Genomic DNA, 20,381 nt, shown 5'->3' on the forward strand with positions numbered 1-20,381 from the left:
ACCCTTTAAAAATATTGTTTTTGAGTACTAGTTGAAATTGTAACGTAATCCAACTTGACCTTGCCATCTAGATGCAAATGGAGATTCACCATAAGCGACACCTGTAGCCGGTGCTCTGAAAGTATAACCTCCACCATTAGCTGTAGAGTAATTAATCAATGCATAAGCACTGTTGAAGATACTATACTGTCTTCCCCAATCTTTGTTCAATAAATTACCAACATTGATGATGTCGAAAGACAATTGAAGTGTGTTTTTCGAACCCTTGAAAAGCACACCAAGATCTTGCATAATACGAGCATCAAATTGATGTTCCCAAGGCATTCTCGCTGCATTTCTTCGGGCATACTGGCCTCTTCTTGAACTCAAATAAGGATCATTATTGATATATTTATCTAACGCAGTCCATTGATCTGCAGGAGATATAGCAGGTGAAGGAGTATTGCCCGTTGTTACTGCTGGAATAGTTACTAACTTAATTTCCGATGAACTTCTTGGTATATAAATCAAATCGTTACCTGTATTTCCAGATGATTGAGAGTTATCACCGTTTAAGTCTCCGTTATAATAATAGGAGAATGGACTACCCGATTTACCTACATAGAATAATGATAGCGTAGTTGCAGAAGCTTTGTTTTTGCCATATCTAACTGCATAGTTCAATGATCCAATTACCCTATGACGCAAATCATAGTTTGAATAAGTCAAAGGAGGATTGGCTGGATTACCAGAAATGAATACACCACCGAAGCCGGAACTAGCTGTACTGCTAAATCCAGAATTCGTATCTTCTGCCTCACCATAAGTGTAAGCACCAGAAACAAACAGTCCCATATTAAAGGATTTTTGCAATTGTGCAGTCAAGCTGTAGGCAGAACCTTGTCTCGTGTTTTCGATCAAGTAAACGTTGGTAAAATCTGTACCGTTAACTCTACCCGCAACGCTGGTGTTAGTATACAACGGACGTTTATCGGCGCCACCTGTAAGCGCAGGGTTTATTGAAGCTACCGACTGCTTGATGTTTAAGTTTCTATAATTGATATTGTTGATGGTCTGCGTATACAATGCTTCCAAAGTAGCTTGAACACCGCCTGGAAGTTTGAAATCTACAGCCAAATTACTTCTGAAAACCTGGGGTAATTTGAAATTTTGAGAGATCAAGTTGATTTCTGAAGTTGTAAAAGGAACACCACCTGCAGCAGTTTGGTTGTTAACGTCAGGAATAAAAGTTCCTGTACCTTCCGCAGCATTCACTGCAGAGGTTAATAGACCAGTGTTACTAAACTGGTTTGAAATCCACACAAAAGGTGCGCGACTAGATAATATACCCGAACCACCTCTTAGTTGGATAGAACGATCTCCTGTTAAATCCCAGTTAAAACTCAAGCGGGGAGAGATTAGGATCTGTCCACTTGGAACTTGATCCGTTCTATATCCAGGGAACGAAGTACTTACTTTCGGATTAGTTAACGGTTTATCAAAGATTAAAGGAACGTCTGCTTTTAATCCTGCAATCAATTTGAAGCCAGGGAAAGCATCAATTTCATCTTGGAAATAGAATCCTAATTGAGCAGCAGAGAACCTCGCTGCCGGCCTTAAATCACCAGGAATTTTGGATGTTGATGTATTTGCTTGAGGTTTAGTATTTGTCTCAAATTTATCTAGACTACCCCAAGTGTAAGCTCCTGCAAGGTTATTGATAAACAGGTTACGGATTTTGTAAAATTCATTATGAGTACCAAAGGTAAACGTATGTTTATTGGCAAATATTTTAACGTTATCCGTAAATTCAAATATATCCTGATCTAACTCATTTGCTGTTGAAGCAGCTTCTGAGCCAAAAGTAGCTGTACGATTACCTGTTAAACCACCAATTCTGATTTGCGGAAACAATGTTCCTTCCGCAGAGCGGTCATCTCTAATTCTTGAATAACCTACAATTAAATTATTTGAAATATTCGGAGTAATAGCACTTCTTAATTCTAGAACGGAATTGTTCTGAACGTCATTGAAACGGTAAAGGTTACTTGTAAAGCTGAATGCATTGGTATTTCTGGTTAGCTTATCATCATATGCTTTGATATAGTTGTGACGAATAGTCAATTGGTTTTTCGAATTAATGTTCCAATCTAAACGAGCAAATATTTTTGTGTTTTGTGTTTCAGTATCAAACGGACCTGTACCACCAACATTATAACCATAGCGATCAGAGGCTACTTTTGCAATTCTCTGAACTTCATCTAAAGATATAGCATTGTTATCTCCAGCATTATTGATAGTCGGCTGTACGATATTTTGTCTTTCTGCATTAACAAAAAAGAACAACTTATTTTTAATGATTGGAGCTCCCAATCTAAAACCATATGTGGTATTGTGAAAAGGTAAAGCTTTTGCATTTAATCCTTCGATACTCTTACCAGTAATGTTCTCGTTCCTATTAAAAACGTACGCAGATCCTTCAACTTTGTTTGTACCTGAACGGGTTACCGCATTTATACCACCACCTACTGCGTTGGCATTGGTCACATCAAATGGTGCCAAAACAACCTGAATTTCCTGGATTGCATCCAAAGATATTGGATTGGTAGCAGCCTGACCACCTGGCGCACCTGTACTCCCTAAACCGAATGCATCGTTATTAACAGCACCATCTATAGTTAACCCATTGAAACGGTTGTTAATACCGCCAAAATTGTTCCCATTTGCTTGTGGAGTCAAACGAGTAAAATCTTGCAATGATCGGGATAGCGATGGAAGATTTTGTAATTGCTCTTTAGAAATATTGGTCGAAGCTCCAGTTTTCTTACTGCTGAATGTACCATCCCTTTTTGCGTTCACCACAACTTCAGTCAATTGACTGCTGTTATCGGTTAGAACAACATTTAAAACATAAGGCTCACCCAGCTTCAAGAATATATCTGTCACTTTTTCTGCCTGATAACCAACATATGACAATTCAATTGTGTACGGTCCACCAACACGCATATTGGTAATGTTAAAACGACCTTCTGCGTTTGTAGTGAAACTGTAAACAGTTCCTGTAGGCGTATGGGTTGCCTTGATTCCTGCACCAGGTAACGCGCCTTTGGCGTCTTTTATAGTTCCCGTTAACGTTGACGTGGTAACCTGAGCATTTACTGCCGCGATTGAACCTACAAAAATGAATAACGGCACTACAATCTTAGTTAGTAAAGATTTAATCATACTTGTTTTGTTTGTTTTAAATAAAAATTAGTAAAGTGGCACAAAGGTAAATATTAATTGACACGTTATTTTATTTCAATGTTAATTTATTATTAAGAAACAGTCTATTTTTCAACATTATGCACACATTGTAAACATTTAAATGCCAAGTGTCTATGACATCTCTCCATTCTCCTTCAAATCGCTCGGTTAAAAAGCGAAATACTTCCATATTATGTTTATATCAATCTTTAAATATGACGAGCCGCAAAGAACTTATCCATACTAATAATGAACATTTTTCCTAATTTTGGCTTTTACTAAAGTTAAAATTCCTTTATTTAAAGATATGAACTACGATTTAATTGTATTAGGTAGCGGTCCGGGTGGATACGTAGCCGCTATCAGGGCTTCTCAACTCGGCTTAAAAACTGCTATTATTGAACGCGAATCTTTAGGTGGCATCTGTCTGAACTGGGGCTGTATACCTACTAAAGCTTTATTAAAAAGTGCCCAGGTTTTCGAATACATCAACCACGCATCAGATTACGGAATCAAAGTCGCCGGTGCTGAAGCTGATTTCGCGGCCGTAATTAAGCGTAGTCGTGGTATTGCGGATGGCATGAGCAAGGGTGTTCAATTTTTGATGAAAAAGAACAAGATTGAGGTGATCATGGGTACAGGTAAGGTAAAGCCTGGAAATAAAGTGGAAGTTAAAGATGCTGATGGTGCTTCAAAAGAATATACAGCAACCAATATTATCGTTGCAACAGGTGGCAGATCGAGAGAGTTGCCAAACCTCAAACAGGACGGTAAGAAAGTTATAGGATACAGACAAGCAATGGTTCTGCCAGAGCAACCAAAATCGATAGTGGTTATAGGCTCTGGAGCTATAGGTGTAGAGTTTGCCTATTTTTATGCAACAATGGGCACTAAGGTTACTATCGTAGAGTTTATGGATACAGTAGTTCCGGTAGAAGACGAGGACGTATCTAAACAATTACTTCGCAGCTTCAAAAAGGTTGGAATCGATGTAATGGTTTCATCAAGTGTGGAATCTATTGATACCAGCGGCACTGGATGTAAGGTTCAGGTAAAAACTGCTTCAGGCATGCAAACTTTAGAATGTGACATCGTGCTTTCTGCCGCAGGAGTCGTTTCTAATATTGAAAACATTGGTCTTGAAGAAACTGGAATCAAAACTGAAAAAGGCAAGGTAGTAGTTGATGAATTCTACAATACTTCCGTAAGGGGTTATTATGCTATCGGTGATATCGTGAGCGGACAGTCACTGGCTCACGTAGCTTCAGCAGAAGGAATTATATGCGTAGAAAAAATCGCAGGACATAAACCAGAGCCTTTAGACTACAACAACATCCCTGGATGTACGTACTGCAGTCCTGAGATTGCTTCTGTAGGATATACTGAAAAAGCGGCTAAAGCTGCCGGCTATGAGTTAAAAATTGGAAAGTTCCCTTTTTCCGCATCTGGTAAAGCCAGTGCTTCAGGTGCAAAAGATGGTTTTGTGAAGTTAATCTTCGATGCAAAATACGGTGAATTATTAGGCGCGCACATGATCGGCAACAATGTTACAGAAATGATTGCAGAGATAGTTGTCGCACGCAAGTTAGAGACTACAGGTCATGAGATCATCAAATCTATACACCCACACCCTACCATGAGCGAAGCAATTATGGAGGCTGCCGCCGATGCATATGGAGAGGTAATCCATTTATAATTATTGTTAAACATATAATATAAGGCCGCATGTCGCGGCCTTTCCTTTTTGAATTGATTCCCTGCTATGAAGTTACATGTTATAGAAACCGGCCGTTTTAAATTAGATGGCGGAGCCATGTTTGGCGTCGTTCCAAAATCTATTTGGAATAAAACTAACCCCGCCGATGAGAATAATCTATGTCCCTGGGCAATGCGCTGTCTGTTGATTGAAGACGGCGACAGGTTGATCCTGATCGACAATGGCATCGGGAACAAACAAGACGAAAAGTTTTTGAAGCATTACTATCTTCATTGTGATGATAGCCTTGATAGATCTCTCGCTACAAAAGGCTTTCATAAAGACGACATCACAGATGTGTTTTTAACGCATCTACATTTTGATCATTGTGGCGGATCGATTGTTCGCGAAGGCGATAAACTACGTCCTGCATTTAAAAATGCGTTCTACTGGAGCAATGAAAAACATTGGGACTGGGCCGTTGATCCGAACGACCGTGAAAAAGCTTCATTTTTGAAGGATAATATCCTGCCCATTCAGGAAAGTGGTCAGCTTCGGTTTATTGAGAGTGTGGATGGCGTCGAATTTAAACAAGGAATAAATGTCAGGTTTGCTTACGGCCATACGGATGCTATGATGCTTCCACAAATACAGTACAAAGGCAGGACGCTCGTCTATATGGCGGACTTGCTGCCATCTGTCGGACATATCCCCCTGCCCTATGTTATGGCGTATGATATGTTTCCATTGAAAACATTAATGGAAAAAAAAGTCTTTTTGCAGGAAGCGGCAGCTAACAACTACATTTTATTCCTTGAGCATGATTCGGAGAATGAATGCTGTACGGTAAAAGAGACTGAGAAAGGAATTAGACTAGATGCAACCTTTATACTCTCTAGTGTTTAGCTCCTATCCTTTTGCACGATATTCAAAAATATCACCTGGCTGACATTCCAGCGCCCTACAAATTGCTTCGAGTGTCTCTAATCTTATGGCCTTAGCTTTACCTGTTTTTAAGATCGAAAGATTAGATATGGTAATGCCTACCCGGTCACTTAATTCTGTTAACGATATTTTGCGTTTAGCAAGCATAACATCAAGGTTAATAATGATAGGCATAATTTATACTTTAGATACTGGTCGCCTTGATAAATCTTAATTCATCTTTCATTTTACTGACTACTAAATAGTTAAAGGAATACTCATTCCACGCTATTTTTTTAGCATTGGGAAAATAGTTGCTCAATCAGATCAAATATTCAATATGACTATCTGCTTATCCATTCCAGAATGCTATAATTTTAATGCAGTCAAACATAAAGACTTATTATTAATAATCAAAATATATTTATTGTAATTCAATAAGTATTAATCGTTAATAGGCAAATGACATTCACACTGACAAAAGTATTTTGGAATAATTTTTGCTAGTAATTCATCATACAAATAACTCGTGTAAAGTGTAAGGTTTTCAGGATTTTATATCTCAAATAACCTATAAATTATTACTTTTGCACTTTCAAATACATAAAAGAGTACCAAAGCAAATAAATGAGACAACTCAAAATCACGCAGTCGATTACCAATCGCGAAAGTCAGTCGTTGGATAAGTACCTTCACGAAATTGGTAAGGTAGATTTAATTACAGCCGAAGAAGAAGTAATATTAGCAAGAAAAATACGTGAGGGTGACCAGGCGGCATTAGAACGTTTAACAAAGACTAATTTGCGTTTCGTAGTTTCAGTTGCAAAACAATATCAAAATCAAGGCTTAACTCTTGGTGATTTGATCAACGAAGGAAATCTGGGACTAATTAAAGCAGCAAAGCGTTTTGATGAAACAAAAGGTTTCAAATTTATCTCTTATGCAGTTTGGTGGATTCGTCAGTCAATCTTGCAGGCTATCGCTGAGCAAAGTCGTATTGTTCGTTTACCTTTGAACCAGGTTGGATCATTAAGTAAAATAAGTAAAGCTTTCTCTAAATTAGAACAGGAATTCGAACGCGAGCCTTCTCCTGAGGAACTTGCTGAGATGCTTGAAACTACAGTTGATAAGATTTCTGATACACTAAGTAATTCAGGAAGACACGTATCGATGGATGCTCCATTTGTACAGGGTGAAGAAAACACCTTACTTGATGTATTGGAAAACCATGAACCTAACACAGATAGCAGCCTAATCAACGAATCTTTGTCTGAAGAAATTAAAAGATCATTATCTACTCTTACAGAGAGAGAACGTGAAATCATCGTGCTTTTTTTCGGATTAAGTACCAACCACCCACTTTCTCTTGAAGAGATCGGTGAAAAGTTCAACCTTACTCGTGAACGTGTTCGTCAAATTAAGGACAAAGCTTTACAACGTTTGCGCCACACCTCTAGGAGCAAGATTCTTAAATCTTATTTGGGATAATATTAAGTTCATCCTCAAAAGGAACATTATAAAAAAGATTGAGCCTACCGCTCGATCTTTTTTGTTTATATAACTATCTTTAATCAAAATCTTTATCATGAAATCACTCCTATTACTATCTCTTGCAATATTATTAAGCTGTAGCACGGTCAAAAAGATAGATGCCCAACATAGCGACACTCAGCTTTTAAAAGATATCGAAGTATTATCTTCAGACTTATACCAAGGACGCAAAACAGGAACTAAAGGTGCTGAAATGTCAAGGGTATATATTTCAGAAAGGTTTAAAGAAATAGGATTAAAGGCATTTAGCTCCACTCCAGGTTTCGAGCAACCCTTCAGTTTTAAAAGAGGAACTGCTGCAGATGTCAAAGGAATAAACATGATTGGCTATTTACAGGGTAAGACTGCCAATGTCATCGTGATTTCAGCACACTATGATCACTTGGGAATAGTAAAGGATGAAGTGTTTAATGGTGCAGACGATAACGCATCGGGCGTAGGAGGCCTGTTGAAAATTGCAACCTATTTTGCTAAAAACAAACCTAATAACACGATCATTTTTGCTGCATTCGACGCAGAAGAAATGGGCCTACAGGGAGCAAAAGCATTTGTTGCCAATCCAACTGTTGCAGTAGAAAAAATTAAGCTCAACATCAATATGGATATGATTGCTCATAATGACAAAGGTGAATTATATGCCTGTGGCACCTTTAAATACCCCGAACTTAAAAAGTATTTTACGATTAAGAGTAGCGATATAAAGATATTGTTCGGACATGACGATCCTAAGCTTGGTCGCAATGATGACTGGACCGATCAAAGTGATCAAGGTGCTTTTAATGCTAAAAATATTCCATTTTTATACTTCGGCGTAGAAGACCACAAGGATTATCATAAAGCCACTGATGAATTCCAAAACATCAACAAAGAATTTTATACAAACGCAGTAGCAACAATATTAGAGGTAGCTAATAACATCGATAAGGAACGCGACATTCAGCAAATTTTCAAAGAGAAACTACAAATGAAGAAGCAGTAGATCAGTAGTCGATATCAATTACACTACTCAATGGAATATGCACTCCGCTTTTCAATTGAATGTATTTTTCAGTTACTGACCATACGGTAGCACTCACTGTCTTAAAACCTTGTTTTGTATTAAAGGTAATATCTGCTTTTGCTTTGAATTCGTTCCCTAATCTTTGAGCTGAATTTAATTTAATTCTAAGTTCTTCTGTATGATTTTCTTCAGCAGGTATTATTTGGCTGATTTCGATAGATTCTTTGGCTATTACTTCCCCTAACATAAATTATAATTGGCTTTTCTTTTAACTAAATATCCATTTAATTCATTTAAATATCAATACATAAATTAAGCATGACAAAAAAATGATTTAGGGTGTAATAAAAAAGCTATTTCATTCAAAAGCCTGCTTCAGACGAAGCAGGCTTTTGAAAGTTTAGGGTATTATTTTTTTATACTATGTCTTGTTTCTATCATACCTACGAAGTCTTTGTCTTCGTCATCAAAGTTGCCGTTAAGTTTAACTTGATTGGTTTTCAAGCCACTTGAACTCGATAATCGGTTTGTAGAAGCTATAGCAGTTACATTTACGCCGGGAGCTAGAACCGTTAGGGCTTTTGCTAAATAACCATCTAGAGGGTTGCCAAAGTCATAATTACCTAAGTCACTACCACCATCAATGTCAGCAGGCATACCATTATAATAACCGCCTACTCCCAGAGCGTTTTTAGTTTCAAATAAAGAGAGGTAAACATCATACCTATTTTCCAACTTGATTGGGAAAAATCCTACTGGTTTGCCGTAGGTGGTCTTACCTACCAAAGTCACCGTCATTTGAGGCCTTAAGCTATTGATTACCAATTCGCTTGCAGAAGCAGTTCCACCAGAAACTAGGAAAACAATATTTTTAACATTACCAAGACCACCTTTTTTGGCGAAGTTATTGGTGTTATTAGCTATGGAATAGTCAATATCCGCATAGGTAATCAAGGTTCCATTCGCTTTCAACTGAACTTTATCATTTGCGTCCAATAAGGGTTGATTTTTCAGGATACTCGCATCGGTAGTCTTTCTATTCTTCAGATTGTTATTGTAGTGTTCGATGTACATTACACCAGACGCGGTCGATGGAGCAATTAAGTTAACTAAATGTTCAGCAGTACTAACGTATCCGCCACCATTGTATCTTAAGTCCACAATAAGATCTGTAACACCTTTTGAAGCAAAATCCTCAAAAATCGCATTCAATGCAGCTATTGAATTACTGCTGTTTGAAAAACGGGCATAGGCCAAATATCCTATTTTCTTGCTTCCAGCAGTTAAAACATTGCTTTTGTATATCGGACTACTTTTGTAAGATGTTTTATTCAAAGTAACATCGAAAGAATTACCGTCCGTTTTAACTCCCAATAGCTGAATTGAAGCCGGATTACCATAGATGGTCGAATTGATCAAAGTAACCTCAGACGCTGCGATAGATCCATTATCCACTGTACCAATAGGGGTTCCATTAATATGCGTAATATAGGCACCCCGTGTCAATCCTTGCTTAGCTGCAGGTCCGTTTTCAAATACAGCGGAGATATACAATCTATACTCAGTCGCACTTTGCCCAACGGCAGATATCCTGTAAATGCCAATATCATTTCCGTTTCCTTCCAGATCCACAGAAGCCTGATCATTTGGTGATGCGGATGTTGGAGTTGGATTTGCGTTATTGATATCCTGAATATAAGAATACTTAGGAAATGAAGAACCGCTAACGAAATCAGCACTACCAGAGGATTTAACCAGATTAAAAAGATTGTTTTCCAAATTAACTTGGGTTATAGACTTTGTAGGTGCTGCACTCAATATATTATACTTTCTAGGTTCGTAAGTATCATAGCTAGGCAATGACTCATTCCAGAAGTAAATTTCTTTTGCGTACAAAAACAACGAGTCATTACTCAACTCTAATCTGTTGGTAGTTATCGTTTGCTTAACATTTGAATTTGTTGCTACAGGGGGAGTAACGGGGGCCGGTTCATTTTTGTTCTTTTTACAAGCTGAAATTGTTAAGCTTATTAACACAGCTGAAAAAAGCGCCCATTGTTTAAAGTTTTTGTTTTTCATTCGTATTAAAAGTTTTCTTTAAATTGTAGTTAGATGGGATGATTTATTTAGTTTTTTTATATAAGTATAATATGCAATTTACAACTTTAAACACGTATAAACGTAAATATCAATCCAATAGTTTAGTAGCATCCATATAATTTATTCGGCTAGATGGACTTATGAGATTTGCATGGCTCGAATGTCCGATAAACAATGTCTTTTGTGGTATGATTCCATGCTTCTCAAGGACCGTTAAAATATTGGCCTCGATAGATTGCTCCCCAAACTCCTCGGTAAAATACACAGTTAAGCTGGTTTCAATGCCATTCCATTCCGTTTGTCTGATTTTATTTAACTGTATAACCGGATCCCCGCTCAGCATAAGAAAAATTTCCTTGCCTGAATCAACGATCGACTGCAGAAAGCGTAGAAGTTCATTAAACAGCAGGAGTTTAAGCGGTAACTTAACATTCTGCATCAATAACTCAAAATTTACCTTATACTTTTCGTCAAGGCTAAAATGCTCCATTGTCCGGTCAAAAATTCCAACATGGCCATCACTGGCAAAACTTACCTTCATAAATTCTAGAATCTTTAAAGAATCTTTTTGTTCAGCATATTCAATGAACTGTGAAAACAGGTAATACACCTGAAGCAAGTAATCCTTTTGAGGGTATAAAACATCGTCGAATTCAAATAAGAAAGACTTATATTTTTGAAGATAATACTCCGCTTCCATACTGCCTAGATGATTACGTAATCAGGCAATGGTAGGATAACGGTAATTTTAAACTCATCGAACAGCACACTTGTTTTCAAAACCTCATCGACTTCAAATTTGTATAGCGGGATTATTGCGTCAACTGCTTCATCTAAACATATTGTTAATAGGTTATGTGCAACCACCTCATTGTTTTGAATACCAAGGGATATGAAACTGTAAGTAGTTGAGGGGAATGAAGGCATTTCGCCGTAATCGGCAAGAATCACCTTGTCATCATAATACGCTTTGACAAGCTTCAGAGCCTGTATTGATTTGCCTCCGGTAATTAATATTTTCAAGATCTATATGATTAGTCCGTCCTTCATTGTAACCACCCGGTCGCTAATTTTGGCGAGGTCTTCATTGTGAGTTACAATAACAAATGTTTGCTTAAAATTGTCCCTAAGCGTTATAAAAAACTGATGCAAAGCATTTGCGTTTGCGGAGTCCAGGTTTCCTGATGGCTCGTCGGCCAACACGATTGAAGGACGATTAACTAATGCACGTGCAACAGCTACCCGTTGTTGCTCACCACCAGACAATTGGTTTGGCTTGTGATGGGCTCTATCTTTAAGACCAAGCAATTCCAGCAATTCAAAAGCTTGTTGCTCTGCCTCTTTTTTCGAAACCTTCGCTATGAAGGCAGGAATGCAAATATTTTCTAAGGCAGAGAACTCCGGCAAGAGATGATGAAACTGAAAAACGAAACCGATATTCTTATTTCGAAAAATACTCAGTAATTCCCCGCTCAGCTTATTGATTTTTGTTCCATTTAATTCCACTTCTCCTTCATCAGGTTTATCCAAAGTTCCAAGGATATGAAGAAGCGTACTTTTGCCCGCTCCTGAGGCACCGATTATGCTAACTATCTCCCCTGTTCCGACATTAAAGTCTACTCCTTTCAATATGGGTAAGTTCCCATAAGCTTTCCTAATACCCGTTGCTTTTAGCATAAATGCAAACTTAGTGTTTTTAAAACCAATCTGAAATTGTAGATTTGAGCAAATTTTTCAGCAAATGAATATCCACGAATATCAAGGTAAAGAAATCCTCAAAAGTTTTGGTGTCGCCGTACAGGAAGGCGTAGTTGCAGTCACGGTTGAACAAGCCATAGACGCTGCTAAAAAAATGAAAACTGATTATAATTCTGATTGGGTTGTAATCAAAGCACAAATCCACGCAGGAGGAAGAGGTAAAGGCGGAGGTGTTAAACTTGCTAAAAACCTTGATGAGGTCAAAGAAAGAGCTACTGCAATTTTGGGTATGCAATTGGTAACTCCTCAAACCGGTCCGGAAGGAAAGAAAGTAAACAAGATATTGGTTGCACAGGATGTTTACTATCCTGGAGCTTCTGAAACTAAAGAATTCTACGTAAGTGTACTTCTTAACCGCGCAAGTGGCAGAAACATTATTATGTATTCTACTGAAGGCGGTATGGATATCGAAGAAGTTGCAGAACACACTCCACATTTAATATTCAAAGAAGAGATCGACCCTAAAGTTGGTCTTCAAGCATTTCAAGCCCGCAAGATTGCTTTTAACTTAGGTTTGAGTGGTGGAGCTCATAAAGAAATGGTGAAATTCGTTACGGCTCTTTACAAAGCATATGACAATACTGATTCGGCTATGTTTGAGATCAACCCTGTTCTTAAAACTTCTGATGATAAAATTATTGCTGTGGATGCGAAGGTTGACCTGGATGAAAACGCTTTGTTCCGTCATCCTGATTATGCAGCAATGCGTGATAAGCTAGAAGAAGATCCAACTGACGTTGAAGCAAGTGAATCTAACCTTAACTATGTAAAATTAGACGGAAACGTTGGTTGTATGGTTAATGGTGCTGGCTTGGCAATGGCTACTATGGATATTATTAAAATCGCTGGTGGTGAGCCTGCTAACTTCCTTGACGTAGGTGGAACTGCAAACGCACAAACCGTGAAAGCTGGTTTTAACATCATCCTTAAAGATCCTAACGTCAAGGCTATTTTAATTAACATCTTTGGCGGTATAGTACGTTGCGATAGAGTTGCTCAAGGTGTTATCGATGCTTACAAAGAGATTGGTGATGTTCCAGTACCAATCATTTGTCGCCTGCAAGGCACAAATGCTGTGGAAGCAAAGAAATTAATTGATGAATCCGGACTAAAAGTGTACTCAGCTATCGCATTGAAAGACGCAGCGGCTTTAGTTACTCAAGTCTTAGCATAATTTATTGCGCTGCTCGTGAATTAGCAGTTTTTTTCATTTAAAGAGCTGCATTCGTAGCTCTTTTTTTGTTTATAAAGAAGTTGGGTAACTATTTAAGTGTCATAGCGTTCCTACTGACGAAGCCATGTACTCAGCCTTAGCTCGAATTGAGCTTTGCACCTCACCGGCCCCTCTTCGGTATCTCGTCCTTCCCTGGTCGGTTCGAACCGACTGGAACACGAGTAGCAAGCGTAGAGAAAGCGTTTGGAAACCTTGGAGATAGTAAGCTAAGCATGAGCTAAGGCCGACTTCAAGACAAGCTCAATCAAAGGACATTAGCTGGTTAATTCGAGGCATATATATGTAAGCTCTTAGAAAGCTCAGAGGTTTGTCATAGATGATAAATTTAAACTATTACACCGATTAATTTTCTCTAAAAAAGAAAAGGCCTACAATTATCCAATTGTAGGCCTCTCTAACCAAATATAAATTAAACGAGCAATACAAACATAGGAACTTTTATTTAAAAACACTACATTTCTAAAATATTTTTATACATTTTAATTAAAATACTTAAATAATTCTAATTTTTCGATTTAAAACACATTTATACTTTAAAATTCTTTATGTAAACTTATATAAATCAAATTAAATAGATTTATATAATAATAATTATACCAAATAAACCGATAAATACCATTATAACAGCCATAATTCTTATAAAAAAACATTTTATTATTCATTTTTTATTGATTAAACAAAAATACACATTAAAATAAGTGAATTTTTGCTATTATATTCAAAAAAATGCTCAATAAACCTATCTAAATATTTGCGCCTGATTCTTGAAGGATTTCATTATTTTTGCCCCGCTCCAGAAAATAACATGATTAAAAGAGAAAAAATACAGCGTCTTTTAGAGACCACAGAATTCGACAAAGAAGTAACCGTAATGGGTTGGGTAAGAACTTTCAGAAACAATCAGTTCATCGCATTGAACGATGGCTCCTGCATGGGAAACATTCAAATAGTGGTAGACTTCAATAATACTGACGAAAATCTTCTTAAAAGGATTACTACAGGCGCTGCTATTTCCGTAACAGGTACAATTGTAGAATCTCTTGGAAAAGGTCAGCGAGTAGATATTAAAGCGGCGACAATAAAAATTCTTGGCGACAGTGATCCTGAGAAATTTCCCTTGCAACCCAAGAAGCACAGTTTGGAATTCCTTAGGGAGATTGCTCACCTGCGTTTCCGTACCAATACTTTTAATGCAGTATTCAAAGTTCGTCACGCACTCGCTTTCGCCATTCATCAGTTTTATAATGAAAGAGGCTTTGTATACATGCATACCCCTATCATTACAGCCTCGGATGCGGAAGGCGCCGGAGAAATGTTCAAGGTAACTACACTAGACTTTGACAACGTTCCTCGTACTCCAGAAGGAAAGGTTGATTATTCAGAGGACTTCTTCGCGCGCTCCAGTAACCTGACCGTATCAGGGCAACTTGAAGGTGAACTGGCAGCTATGGCTTTTGGGCAGATTTACACATTTGGACCTACTTTTAGGGCCGAAAATTCTAATACTACACGTCACCTTGCAGAGTTCTGGATGATTGAACCAGAGGTCGCCTTCGCAGATCTGGAAGACAACATGCAACTAGCAGAGGACATGTTGAAATATGTTATTCATTATGCCTTAGAAAACTGTATAGATGAATTGGAATTTTTAAATGGCCGGTTATTAGAAGAAGAAAAGTCTAAACCTCAGATTGAACGTTCTGAGCTTTCTCTTTTGGATAAGTTAAACTTTTGTTTAAATAATGATTTTGAGCGTTTGACCTACACGAAAGCTATCGCGATTCTAAAGTCTTCAAAGCCTAACCAAAAGAAACAATTTAAATATATTATTGATGAATGGGGAGCTGATCTCCAGTCTGAACATGAGCGCTTTCTGGTAGAGAAACACTTTAAAAAACCAGTGATACTGACGGATTACCCTGCCGACATCAAATCGTTCTATATGCGTCAGAATGAGCCGGATGCGCAAGGCAGGAATACCGTTGCCGCAATGGATATTCTTTTCCCGGGAATTGGAGAGATTATTGGTGGCTCACAACGTGAAGAACGCCTCGACAGGTTAACGAATCGTATGGAGCAACTGGATATACCTCAAGATGAACTCTGGTGGTACCTGGATACCAGGAAATTCGGTTCTGCACCACATGCCGGCTTTGGACTCGGCTTTGAGCGCCTGGTCTTGTTTGTGACTGGAATGACGAATATCAGAGACGTGATCGCCTTCCCTCGTTTCCCAAAAAATGCTGAATTTTAACAGATATATTTAAGTCTTCAGATTAATTGTCTGAAGACTTACCTACCACATCAATTGAGTCACTAAAAGAGTTTGCATGGGCATAATCTACAAATGAAACGTTATAGTCTGTAGGCACAAAGCTTGCCGAAGTACTCAATGCCATTCCAAGTTCAAATCTTAAAGGATACGGCGTCTGTAACAAACTGCCCTCCGGAATATATGGGTAGGTTTCCATGTAAGACTGCATAATGTTTGGAGCCACTCTCCTATTCACGTAGGCTCTCGTTAACTGGTGTGTATGATGTAAGCCTGCAGCCCCTAGCAATTCAACTGCACTCGCAACAGTTAGCCTGTGAAAGTTAAATACCCTGACAGTTTTGTCTTCGACCACCAAACCTTTCATTAAGCTAGGATCCTGAGTAGCTACGCCGGTCGGACAAGTATTGCTGTTACACTCTAACGCCTGTATGCATCCCAGTGCAAACATCATTCCCCTTGCAGAATTACACAAATCTGCACCCAATGCTATATTCTTTACCAAATCAAACCCAGAAGCTACCTTACCGGATGAAATAATCTTAATGTGCCTTTTTAACCCAAAGCCTGTTAACACATCGAATACAAATGCCAACGCCTCTCGCAATGGCATACCCACCGCGTTAGAAAACTCTTGAGGTGATGCTCCTGTTCCACCTTCTCCCCCATCAACGGTTATAAAATCGACATAGGTTTTAGTTTCCACCATCGCCTTACAAATGGCAAAAAACTCGCTCCGTCTGCCAATACACAATTTGATTCCTACAGGTTTACCACCTGAATGATCCCTCAGTTTTTTTACGAATGCCATCATTTCCAAAGGAGTTTTAAATTCTGAGTGTGCTGGTGGAGAGATCACATCAAATCCTTCCTTTACTAATCTGATCCTGGCGATCTCTGGAGTTACCTTTTTGGCGGGTAGAATACCCCCATGACCAGGTTTTGCACCTTGCGAAAGCTTTATTTCTACCATCTTGATTTGTGGAGACTGGGGTTTTTCTGTGAAAGCCTCATCATTAAATTTTCCATCATGATATCTGCAGCCAAAATAACCCGTTCCGATTTGCCAGATTAAATCTCCTCCGGGATTCTTATGGTAATCGCTGATACCACCCTCGCCCGTGTTATGAGCAAAGCCACCCATTTTCGCACCACCATTTAAGGACAGGATGGCATTTTGACTTAATGAACCGAAACTCATCGCTGAAATATTATATATGCTCGCAGAATAGGGCTGTAAACAATCTGGACCACCGATTAAAATTCTGGGATTCTCATCAAGCTCATAGTGGCTAATGGCAGCAATGCTATGGCGATAAAGGCTTTTCTCATATGCTGGTTAATTTAATAAAAAGACCATAATAGAACAAGTACAAACCAATTTTGGCTCAAGATTTGTTTAATTTTACATATGCTTATCAAAATATATCCCGAAAACCCTAATCCTAAAGCGATAGAGCAGGTCGTTGAGGTCTTAAAAAAAGGTGGAATTATCATATACCCTACGGATACTGTTTATGGGATGGGTTGTGATATTACCAATCAAAAAGCGATCGAAAGGATTTGTAAGCTCCGAGGTATAAAACCTGAAAAGTCTAATTTCTCCTTCATTTGCTCAGATTTGAGACATATATCCGACTACATCAAACCAATTGATAATACAGTATTCCGAGTGCTGAAAAAAGCGCTACCTGGACCCTTTACGTTTATATTCAACGCTAGCAACAATGTACCCAAACTACTGAGCTCAAATAAGAAAACCGTAGGCATCAGAGTACCCGATAATGCTATTGCCAAGGAAATCGTTTTACAACTTGGCAATCCAATTTTGAGCACCTCCATACATGATGATGATGAGGTAATTGAATACTCAACAGATCCTGAGCTTATTCATGAGAAATACATAGATAAAGTAGACCTTATTGTTGATGGTGGCTATGGGGATAACGAACCATCAACAGTCGTCGATTGTACTTCAGGCGACTTTGAAATCATCAGGCAAGGTAAAGGTGATCTGGAAAATTTGATTTCCTAATTTAGGATAACTGTTCTGTTTCAGGCTTAAAAACTTTCATAAACTTCTGAATACTTCCCTTAAGATCCGTTGAGTCTAAACTTTTCACAAAAGCGCTCCCTACAATAGCGCCACCAGCATACTGACAAGCTTTATCAAATGTCTCCTTGCTGCTTATTCCAAAACCTATAACCGTTGGGTTATTGAGTTTTAAGTCTGCTATTCTTGAGAAGTAAGCTTCTGTAGTATTCGAAACACTTAAATTTTGCCCGGTTGTTGCAGAGGAAGACAATAGGTAGATGAATCCGTTGCTCAATCCATCAATTTTTTGGATACGCTCTGGCGAGGTTTGAGGGGTGATCAGAAATATATTGCTTAACCTGTATTGCGCAAAGACCGAAGCATAAAGCTCTTCATATTCTACCATCGGTAAGTCTGGAACAATACAGCCATCTACTCCAACTTCTGCACAGGATTTACAGAACTCCTCTACTCCGTATTGAAGCATCGGATTCACATAACCCATTAGCAAAACCGGGATGCTAACGGTCCTTCTTAGATCTTTAAGCTGTTGAAACAGTAGCTTTAAATCCATACCATTGTCCAATGCTATTTTGCTACTTGCCTGGATTATAGGTCCATCGGCTACTGGATCTGAATAGGGAAACCCTATTTCCAAAAGATCTGCACCGCATCTTTCCAATTCTTCAGCGATGGTTATTGTATCGCCTAAGGAAGGATACCCTGCTGTGTAATATATAGAGAGTATATTTTTTTTCTCTTGAAATAACTGCTTTAATCTGCTCATATTAGAAATTAAAATGTTTCATGTAAGTATCCATGTCTTTATCGCCACGACCAGAAAGACAAACCACTACATTCTCGCCACCGCTAAAGGTCATTTTTTCCAAATAGGCCAGCGCATGCGCACTTTCAATAGCAGGAATAATACCTTCGAGCTGAGTTAGCAGTAAGCCTGCATCTAAAGATTCATCATCAGTAATAGATACATATTGTCCGCGACCAGTTTTGAACAAATGGGCATGTTGTGGACCAATACCAGGGTAATCAAGACCAGCAGATACGGAATGTGGCTCTACAACCTGACCATCATGAGTTTGCATCAGAATACTTCTGCTTCCATGCAATACCCCTTCTTTACCGAGTGTTGTGGTAGCCGCTGAGAAGCCACTACTGACGCCCCTTCCTGCAGCTTCAACAGCAATAAGCTTAACCTTTTCATCGTCAATAAAGTGATAAAACATTCCTAAGGCATTGCTTCCCCCGCCAACGCAAGCAAGAACATAGTCTGGCTGGTCACTGCCAGTTTGCTCCATCAATTGCTTTTTTGTCTCCTCAGAAATAATAGATTGAAATAATGCTACCATAGCAGGATAAGGATGCGGACCAACTGCCGAGCCTATGATGTAATGGGTGTCAAGGGGATTATTGATCCAATCGCGCATGGCTTCATTTGTAGCATCTTTCAAGGTCTTGCTTCCTGAAGTGGCAGGAACAACCGTGGCTCCAAGCATTTTCATTCTTGCCACATTGGGCGCTTGTCTTTTGATGTCCACCTCACCCATGTACACTACACATTCAAGGCCTCTTAATGCACAGACGGTTGCTGTTGCTACGCCATGCTGGCCTGCACCTGTCTCTGCAATAATCCTCCTTTTACCCAGGCGCTCAGCCAATAGAATTTGGCCGACGGTATTGTTAATTTTGTGTGCGCCTGTATGGTTTAGGTCTTCCCTTTTCAGAAAGATGTTTGCGTTATACTTTTTCGACAGGCGTTTTGCCAAGTACAAAGGTGAAGGCCTTCCTACGTAATCCTTTAACAATTGTTGAAATTCCTTTTGAAAACTCTCTTCGTTAATGATCTTTAGGTAGTTAAGTCTAAGCTCTTCTACATTTGGATAGAGCATTTCAGGAATATAAGCTCCACCAAAATCTCCATAGTATCCTTTTTCATTTACAAAATAACTCATAGCTGTCTCTTAAATTCTTTTAATTTATTAATATCTTTTTTACCGGGCTCTGTTTCAAACTTACTGTTGACATCTACTGCAAAGAGCCTGTTATCATCAATTTTTTTTAATGCTTCCAAATTGTCCAAACCAATCCCTCCGCTAAGAAAATAGGGCTTATTCAATGTATACGCTTTCAATAATCCCCAATTAAAAAGCTTTCCTGAGCCACCATGACTCGGCGTCTGCGTATCGAACAAAAAGTAATCAACACTGTTTTGGTATTCTTCAAGCGCTGAGAAATCAAAGTCTTCATCAACTCCAAAAGCCTTCAGTACTTTAACGTCACTGCCAACCATTTGCTGTTTCAAAGCAATCACATAATCGACAGATTCAATTCCATGCAACTGTAACAGGTTTAGATTGAACTTTCGAGCAATTTCAACTACCTCCATAAGATCATGGTTAACAAAAACTCCTACTCTGGCGATGTTTTCAGACAAGCCAGAAAGAACTCCAGGATCAAGTTCTTCTACGTATCGTTTAGAGTCTTTATAGAAAATAAATCCCATGAAGTCAGGCTCCAAAAGCCCAACTTCATGTATATTTTCCTGATGTTTCATCCCGCATATCTTTA

At 38.6% G+C, this 20,381-nt stretch carries 18 protein-coding genes; 7 read left to right on the forward strand and 11 right to left on the reverse strand.

Features of this window, described 5'->3' with window-relative positions; all coding sequences use genetic code 11:
- Window positions 1-27: 27 nt before the first annotated feature.
- Window positions 28-3,204 carry a carboxypeptidase regulatory-like domain-containing protein gene (locus ACHFIZ_RS11590; protein ID WP_410885966.1) on the reverse strand — a complete coding sequence of 1,059 codons (3,177 nt, stop codon included), beginning with the start codon at window positions 3,202-3,204 and terminating at the stop codon, window positions 28-30.
- Between the two features lie 328 nt (window positions 3,205-3,532).
- Here ACHFIZ_RS11590 and lpdA point away from each other — a divergent pair, with 328 nt between their 5' ends.
- Together lpdA and ACHFIZ_RS11600 are read left to right on the forward strand one after the other, a co-directional pair.
- Complete coding sequence (gene lpdA, locus ACHFIZ_RS11595; RefSeq protein ID WP_410885968.1) at window positions 3,533-4,921, forward strand: dihydrolipoyl dehydrogenase; 1,389 nt, start codon at window positions 3,533-3,535, stop codon at window positions 4,919-4,921.
- A gap of 66 nt (window positions 4,922-4,987) precedes the next feature.
- Window positions 4,988-5,827, forward strand: a complete 840-nt coding sequence (locus tag ACHFIZ_RS11600) for an MBL fold metallo-hydrolase (RefSeq protein WP_410885970.1) — start codon at window positions 4,988-4,990, stop codon at window positions 5,825-5,827.
- 3 nt (window positions 5,828-5,830) lie between these two features.
- Here the strand turns inward: ACHFIZ_RS11600 and ACHFIZ_RS11605 are convergent, their stop codons facing one another.
- Window positions 5,831-6,040, reverse strand: coding sequence for a helix-turn-helix domain-containing protein (locus ACHFIZ_RS11605; RefSeq protein ID WP_410885972.1), 210 nt, complete (start codon window positions 6,038-6,040; stop codon window positions 5,831-5,833).
- Between the two features lie 432 nt (window positions 6,041-6,472).
- On the opposite strand from ACHFIZ_RS11605, the gene ACHFIZ_RS11610 reads away from it, so the two are divergent.
- Together ACHFIZ_RS11610 and ACHFIZ_RS11615 are read left to right on the forward strand one after the other, a co-directional pair.
- The gene (locus ACHFIZ_RS11610) at window positions 6,473-7,333 is read left to right on the forward strand and encodes an RNA polymerase sigma factor RpoD/SigA (RefSeq protein WP_410885974.1); all 861 of its coding nucleotides are present in this window, start codon (window positions 6,473-6,475) and stop codon (window positions 7,331-7,333) included.
- 97 nt (window positions 7,334-7,430) lie between these two features.
- On the forward strand, window positions 7,431-8,375 hold the full coding sequence (locus ACHFIZ_RS11615) for a M28 family peptidase (protein WP_410885976.1): 945 nt from the start codon (window positions 7,431-7,433) through the stop codon (window positions 8,373-8,375).
- 1 nt (window position 8,376) lies between these two features.
- On the opposite strand, the gene ACHFIZ_RS11620 is transcribed toward ACHFIZ_RS11615, so the two are convergent.
- The 5 genes from ACHFIZ_RS11620 to ACHFIZ_RS11640 all read right to left on the reverse strand — a co-directional run bounded on the left by ACHFIZ_RS11620 (window position 8,377) and on the right by ACHFIZ_RS11640 (window position 12,173).
- Window positions 8,377-8,643, reverse strand: coding sequence for a hypothetical protein (locus tag ACHFIZ_RS11620; protein ID WP_410885978.1), 267 nt, complete (start codon window positions 8,641-8,643; stop codon window positions 8,377-8,379).
- Window positions 8,644-8,804: 161 nt separating this feature from the next.
- On the reverse strand, window positions 8,805-10,475 hold the full coding sequence (locus ACHFIZ_RS11625) for a S41 family peptidase (RefSeq protein ID WP_410885980.1): 1,671 nt from the start codon (window positions 10,473-10,475) through the stop codon (window positions 8,805-8,807).
- A 109-nt stretch (window positions 10,476-10,584) separates the two neighbouring features.
- On the reverse strand, window positions 10,585-11,196 hold the full coding sequence (locus ACHFIZ_RS11630) for a haloacid dehalogenase (protein WP_410885982.1): 612 nt from the start codon (window positions 11,194-11,196) through the stop codon (window positions 10,585-10,587).
- 5 nt (window positions 11,197-11,201) lie between these two features.
- Window positions 11,202-11,519, reverse strand: coding sequence for a hypothetical protein (locus ACHFIZ_RS11635; RefSeq protein WP_410885984.1), 318 nt, complete (start codon window positions 11,517-11,519; stop codon window positions 11,202-11,204).
- Window positions 11,520-11,522: 3 nt separating this feature from the next.
- Window positions 11,523-12,173, reverse strand: a complete 651-nt coding sequence (locus ACHFIZ_RS11640) for an ABC transporter ATP-binding protein (protein ID WP_410885986.1) — start codon at window positions 12,171-12,173, stop codon at window positions 11,523-11,525.
- A 64-nt stretch (window positions 12,174-12,237) separates the two neighbouring features.
- Here ACHFIZ_RS11640 and sucC point away from each other — a divergent pair, with 64 nt between their 5' ends.
- Both sucC and asnS read left to right on the forward strand, forming a co-directional pair.
- Window positions 12,238-13,428 carry an ADP-forming succinate--CoA ligase subunit beta gene (sucC, locus tag ACHFIZ_RS11645; protein WP_410885988.1) on the forward strand — a complete coding sequence of 397 codons (1,191 nt, stop codon included), beginning with the start codon at window positions 12,238-12,240 and terminating at the stop codon, window positions 13,426-13,428.
- Between the two features lie 865 nt (window positions 13,429-14,293).
- A complete protein-coding gene (gene asnS, locus ACHFIZ_RS11650) occupies window positions 14,294-15,742 on the forward strand; it encodes an asparagine--tRNA ligase (protein ID WP_410885990.1) in 1,449 nt (482 codons plus the stop codon).
- Between the two features lie 22 nt (window positions 15,743-15,764).
- Here asnS and ACHFIZ_RS11655 read toward each other — a convergent pair whose 3' ends face one another.
- Window positions 15,765-16,961, reverse strand: coding sequence for an FMN-binding glutamate synthase family protein (locus ACHFIZ_RS11655; RefSeq protein WP_410885992.1), 1,197 nt, complete (start codon window positions 16,959-16,961; stop codon window positions 15,765-15,767).
- Window positions 16,962-17,171: 210 nt separating this feature from the next.
- Here ACHFIZ_RS11655 and ACHFIZ_RS11660 point away from each other — a divergent pair, with 210 nt between their 5' ends.
- Window positions 17,172-17,795, forward strand: coding sequence for an L-threonylcarbamoyladenylate synthase (locus ACHFIZ_RS11660; protein ID WP_410885994.1), 624 nt, complete (start codon window positions 17,172-17,174; stop codon window positions 17,793-17,795).
- Between the two features lies 1 nt (window position 17,796).
- On the opposite strand, the gene trpA is transcribed toward ACHFIZ_RS11660, so the two are convergent.
- From trpA to ACHFIZ_RS11675, 3 genes are read right to left on the reverse strand one after another with little or no spacing between them, the layout of a single operon-like run.
- Window positions 17,797-18,582, reverse strand: coding sequence for a tryptophan synthase subunit alpha (gene trpA / locus ACHFIZ_RS11665; protein WP_410885995.1), 786 nt, complete (start codon window positions 18,580-18,582; stop codon window positions 17,797-17,799).
- A gap of 1 nt (window position 18,583) precedes the next feature.
- The gene (gene trpB, locus ACHFIZ_RS11670) at window positions 18,584-19,765 is read right to left on the reverse strand and encodes a tryptophan synthase subunit beta (protein ID WP_410885997.1); all 1,182 of its coding nucleotides are present in this window, start codon (window positions 19,763-19,765) and stop codon (window positions 18,584-18,586) included.
- On the reverse strand, window positions 19,762-20,367 hold the full coding sequence (locus ACHFIZ_RS11675) for a phosphoribosylanthranilate isomerase (RefSeq protein ID WP_410885999.1): 606 nt from the start codon (window positions 20,365-20,367) through the stop codon (window positions 19,762-19,764). The genes trpB and ACHFIZ_RS11675 overlap by 4 nt, the downstream gene beginning before the upstream one ends.
- Between the last annotated feature and the right edge of the window lie 14 nt (window positions 20,368-20,381).

The sequence above is a fragment of the Pedobacter sp. JCM 36344 genome (assembly GCF_046546555.1).
GTDB lineage: Bacteria > Bacteroidota > Bacteroidia > Sphingobacteriales > Sphingobacteriaceae > Pedobacter.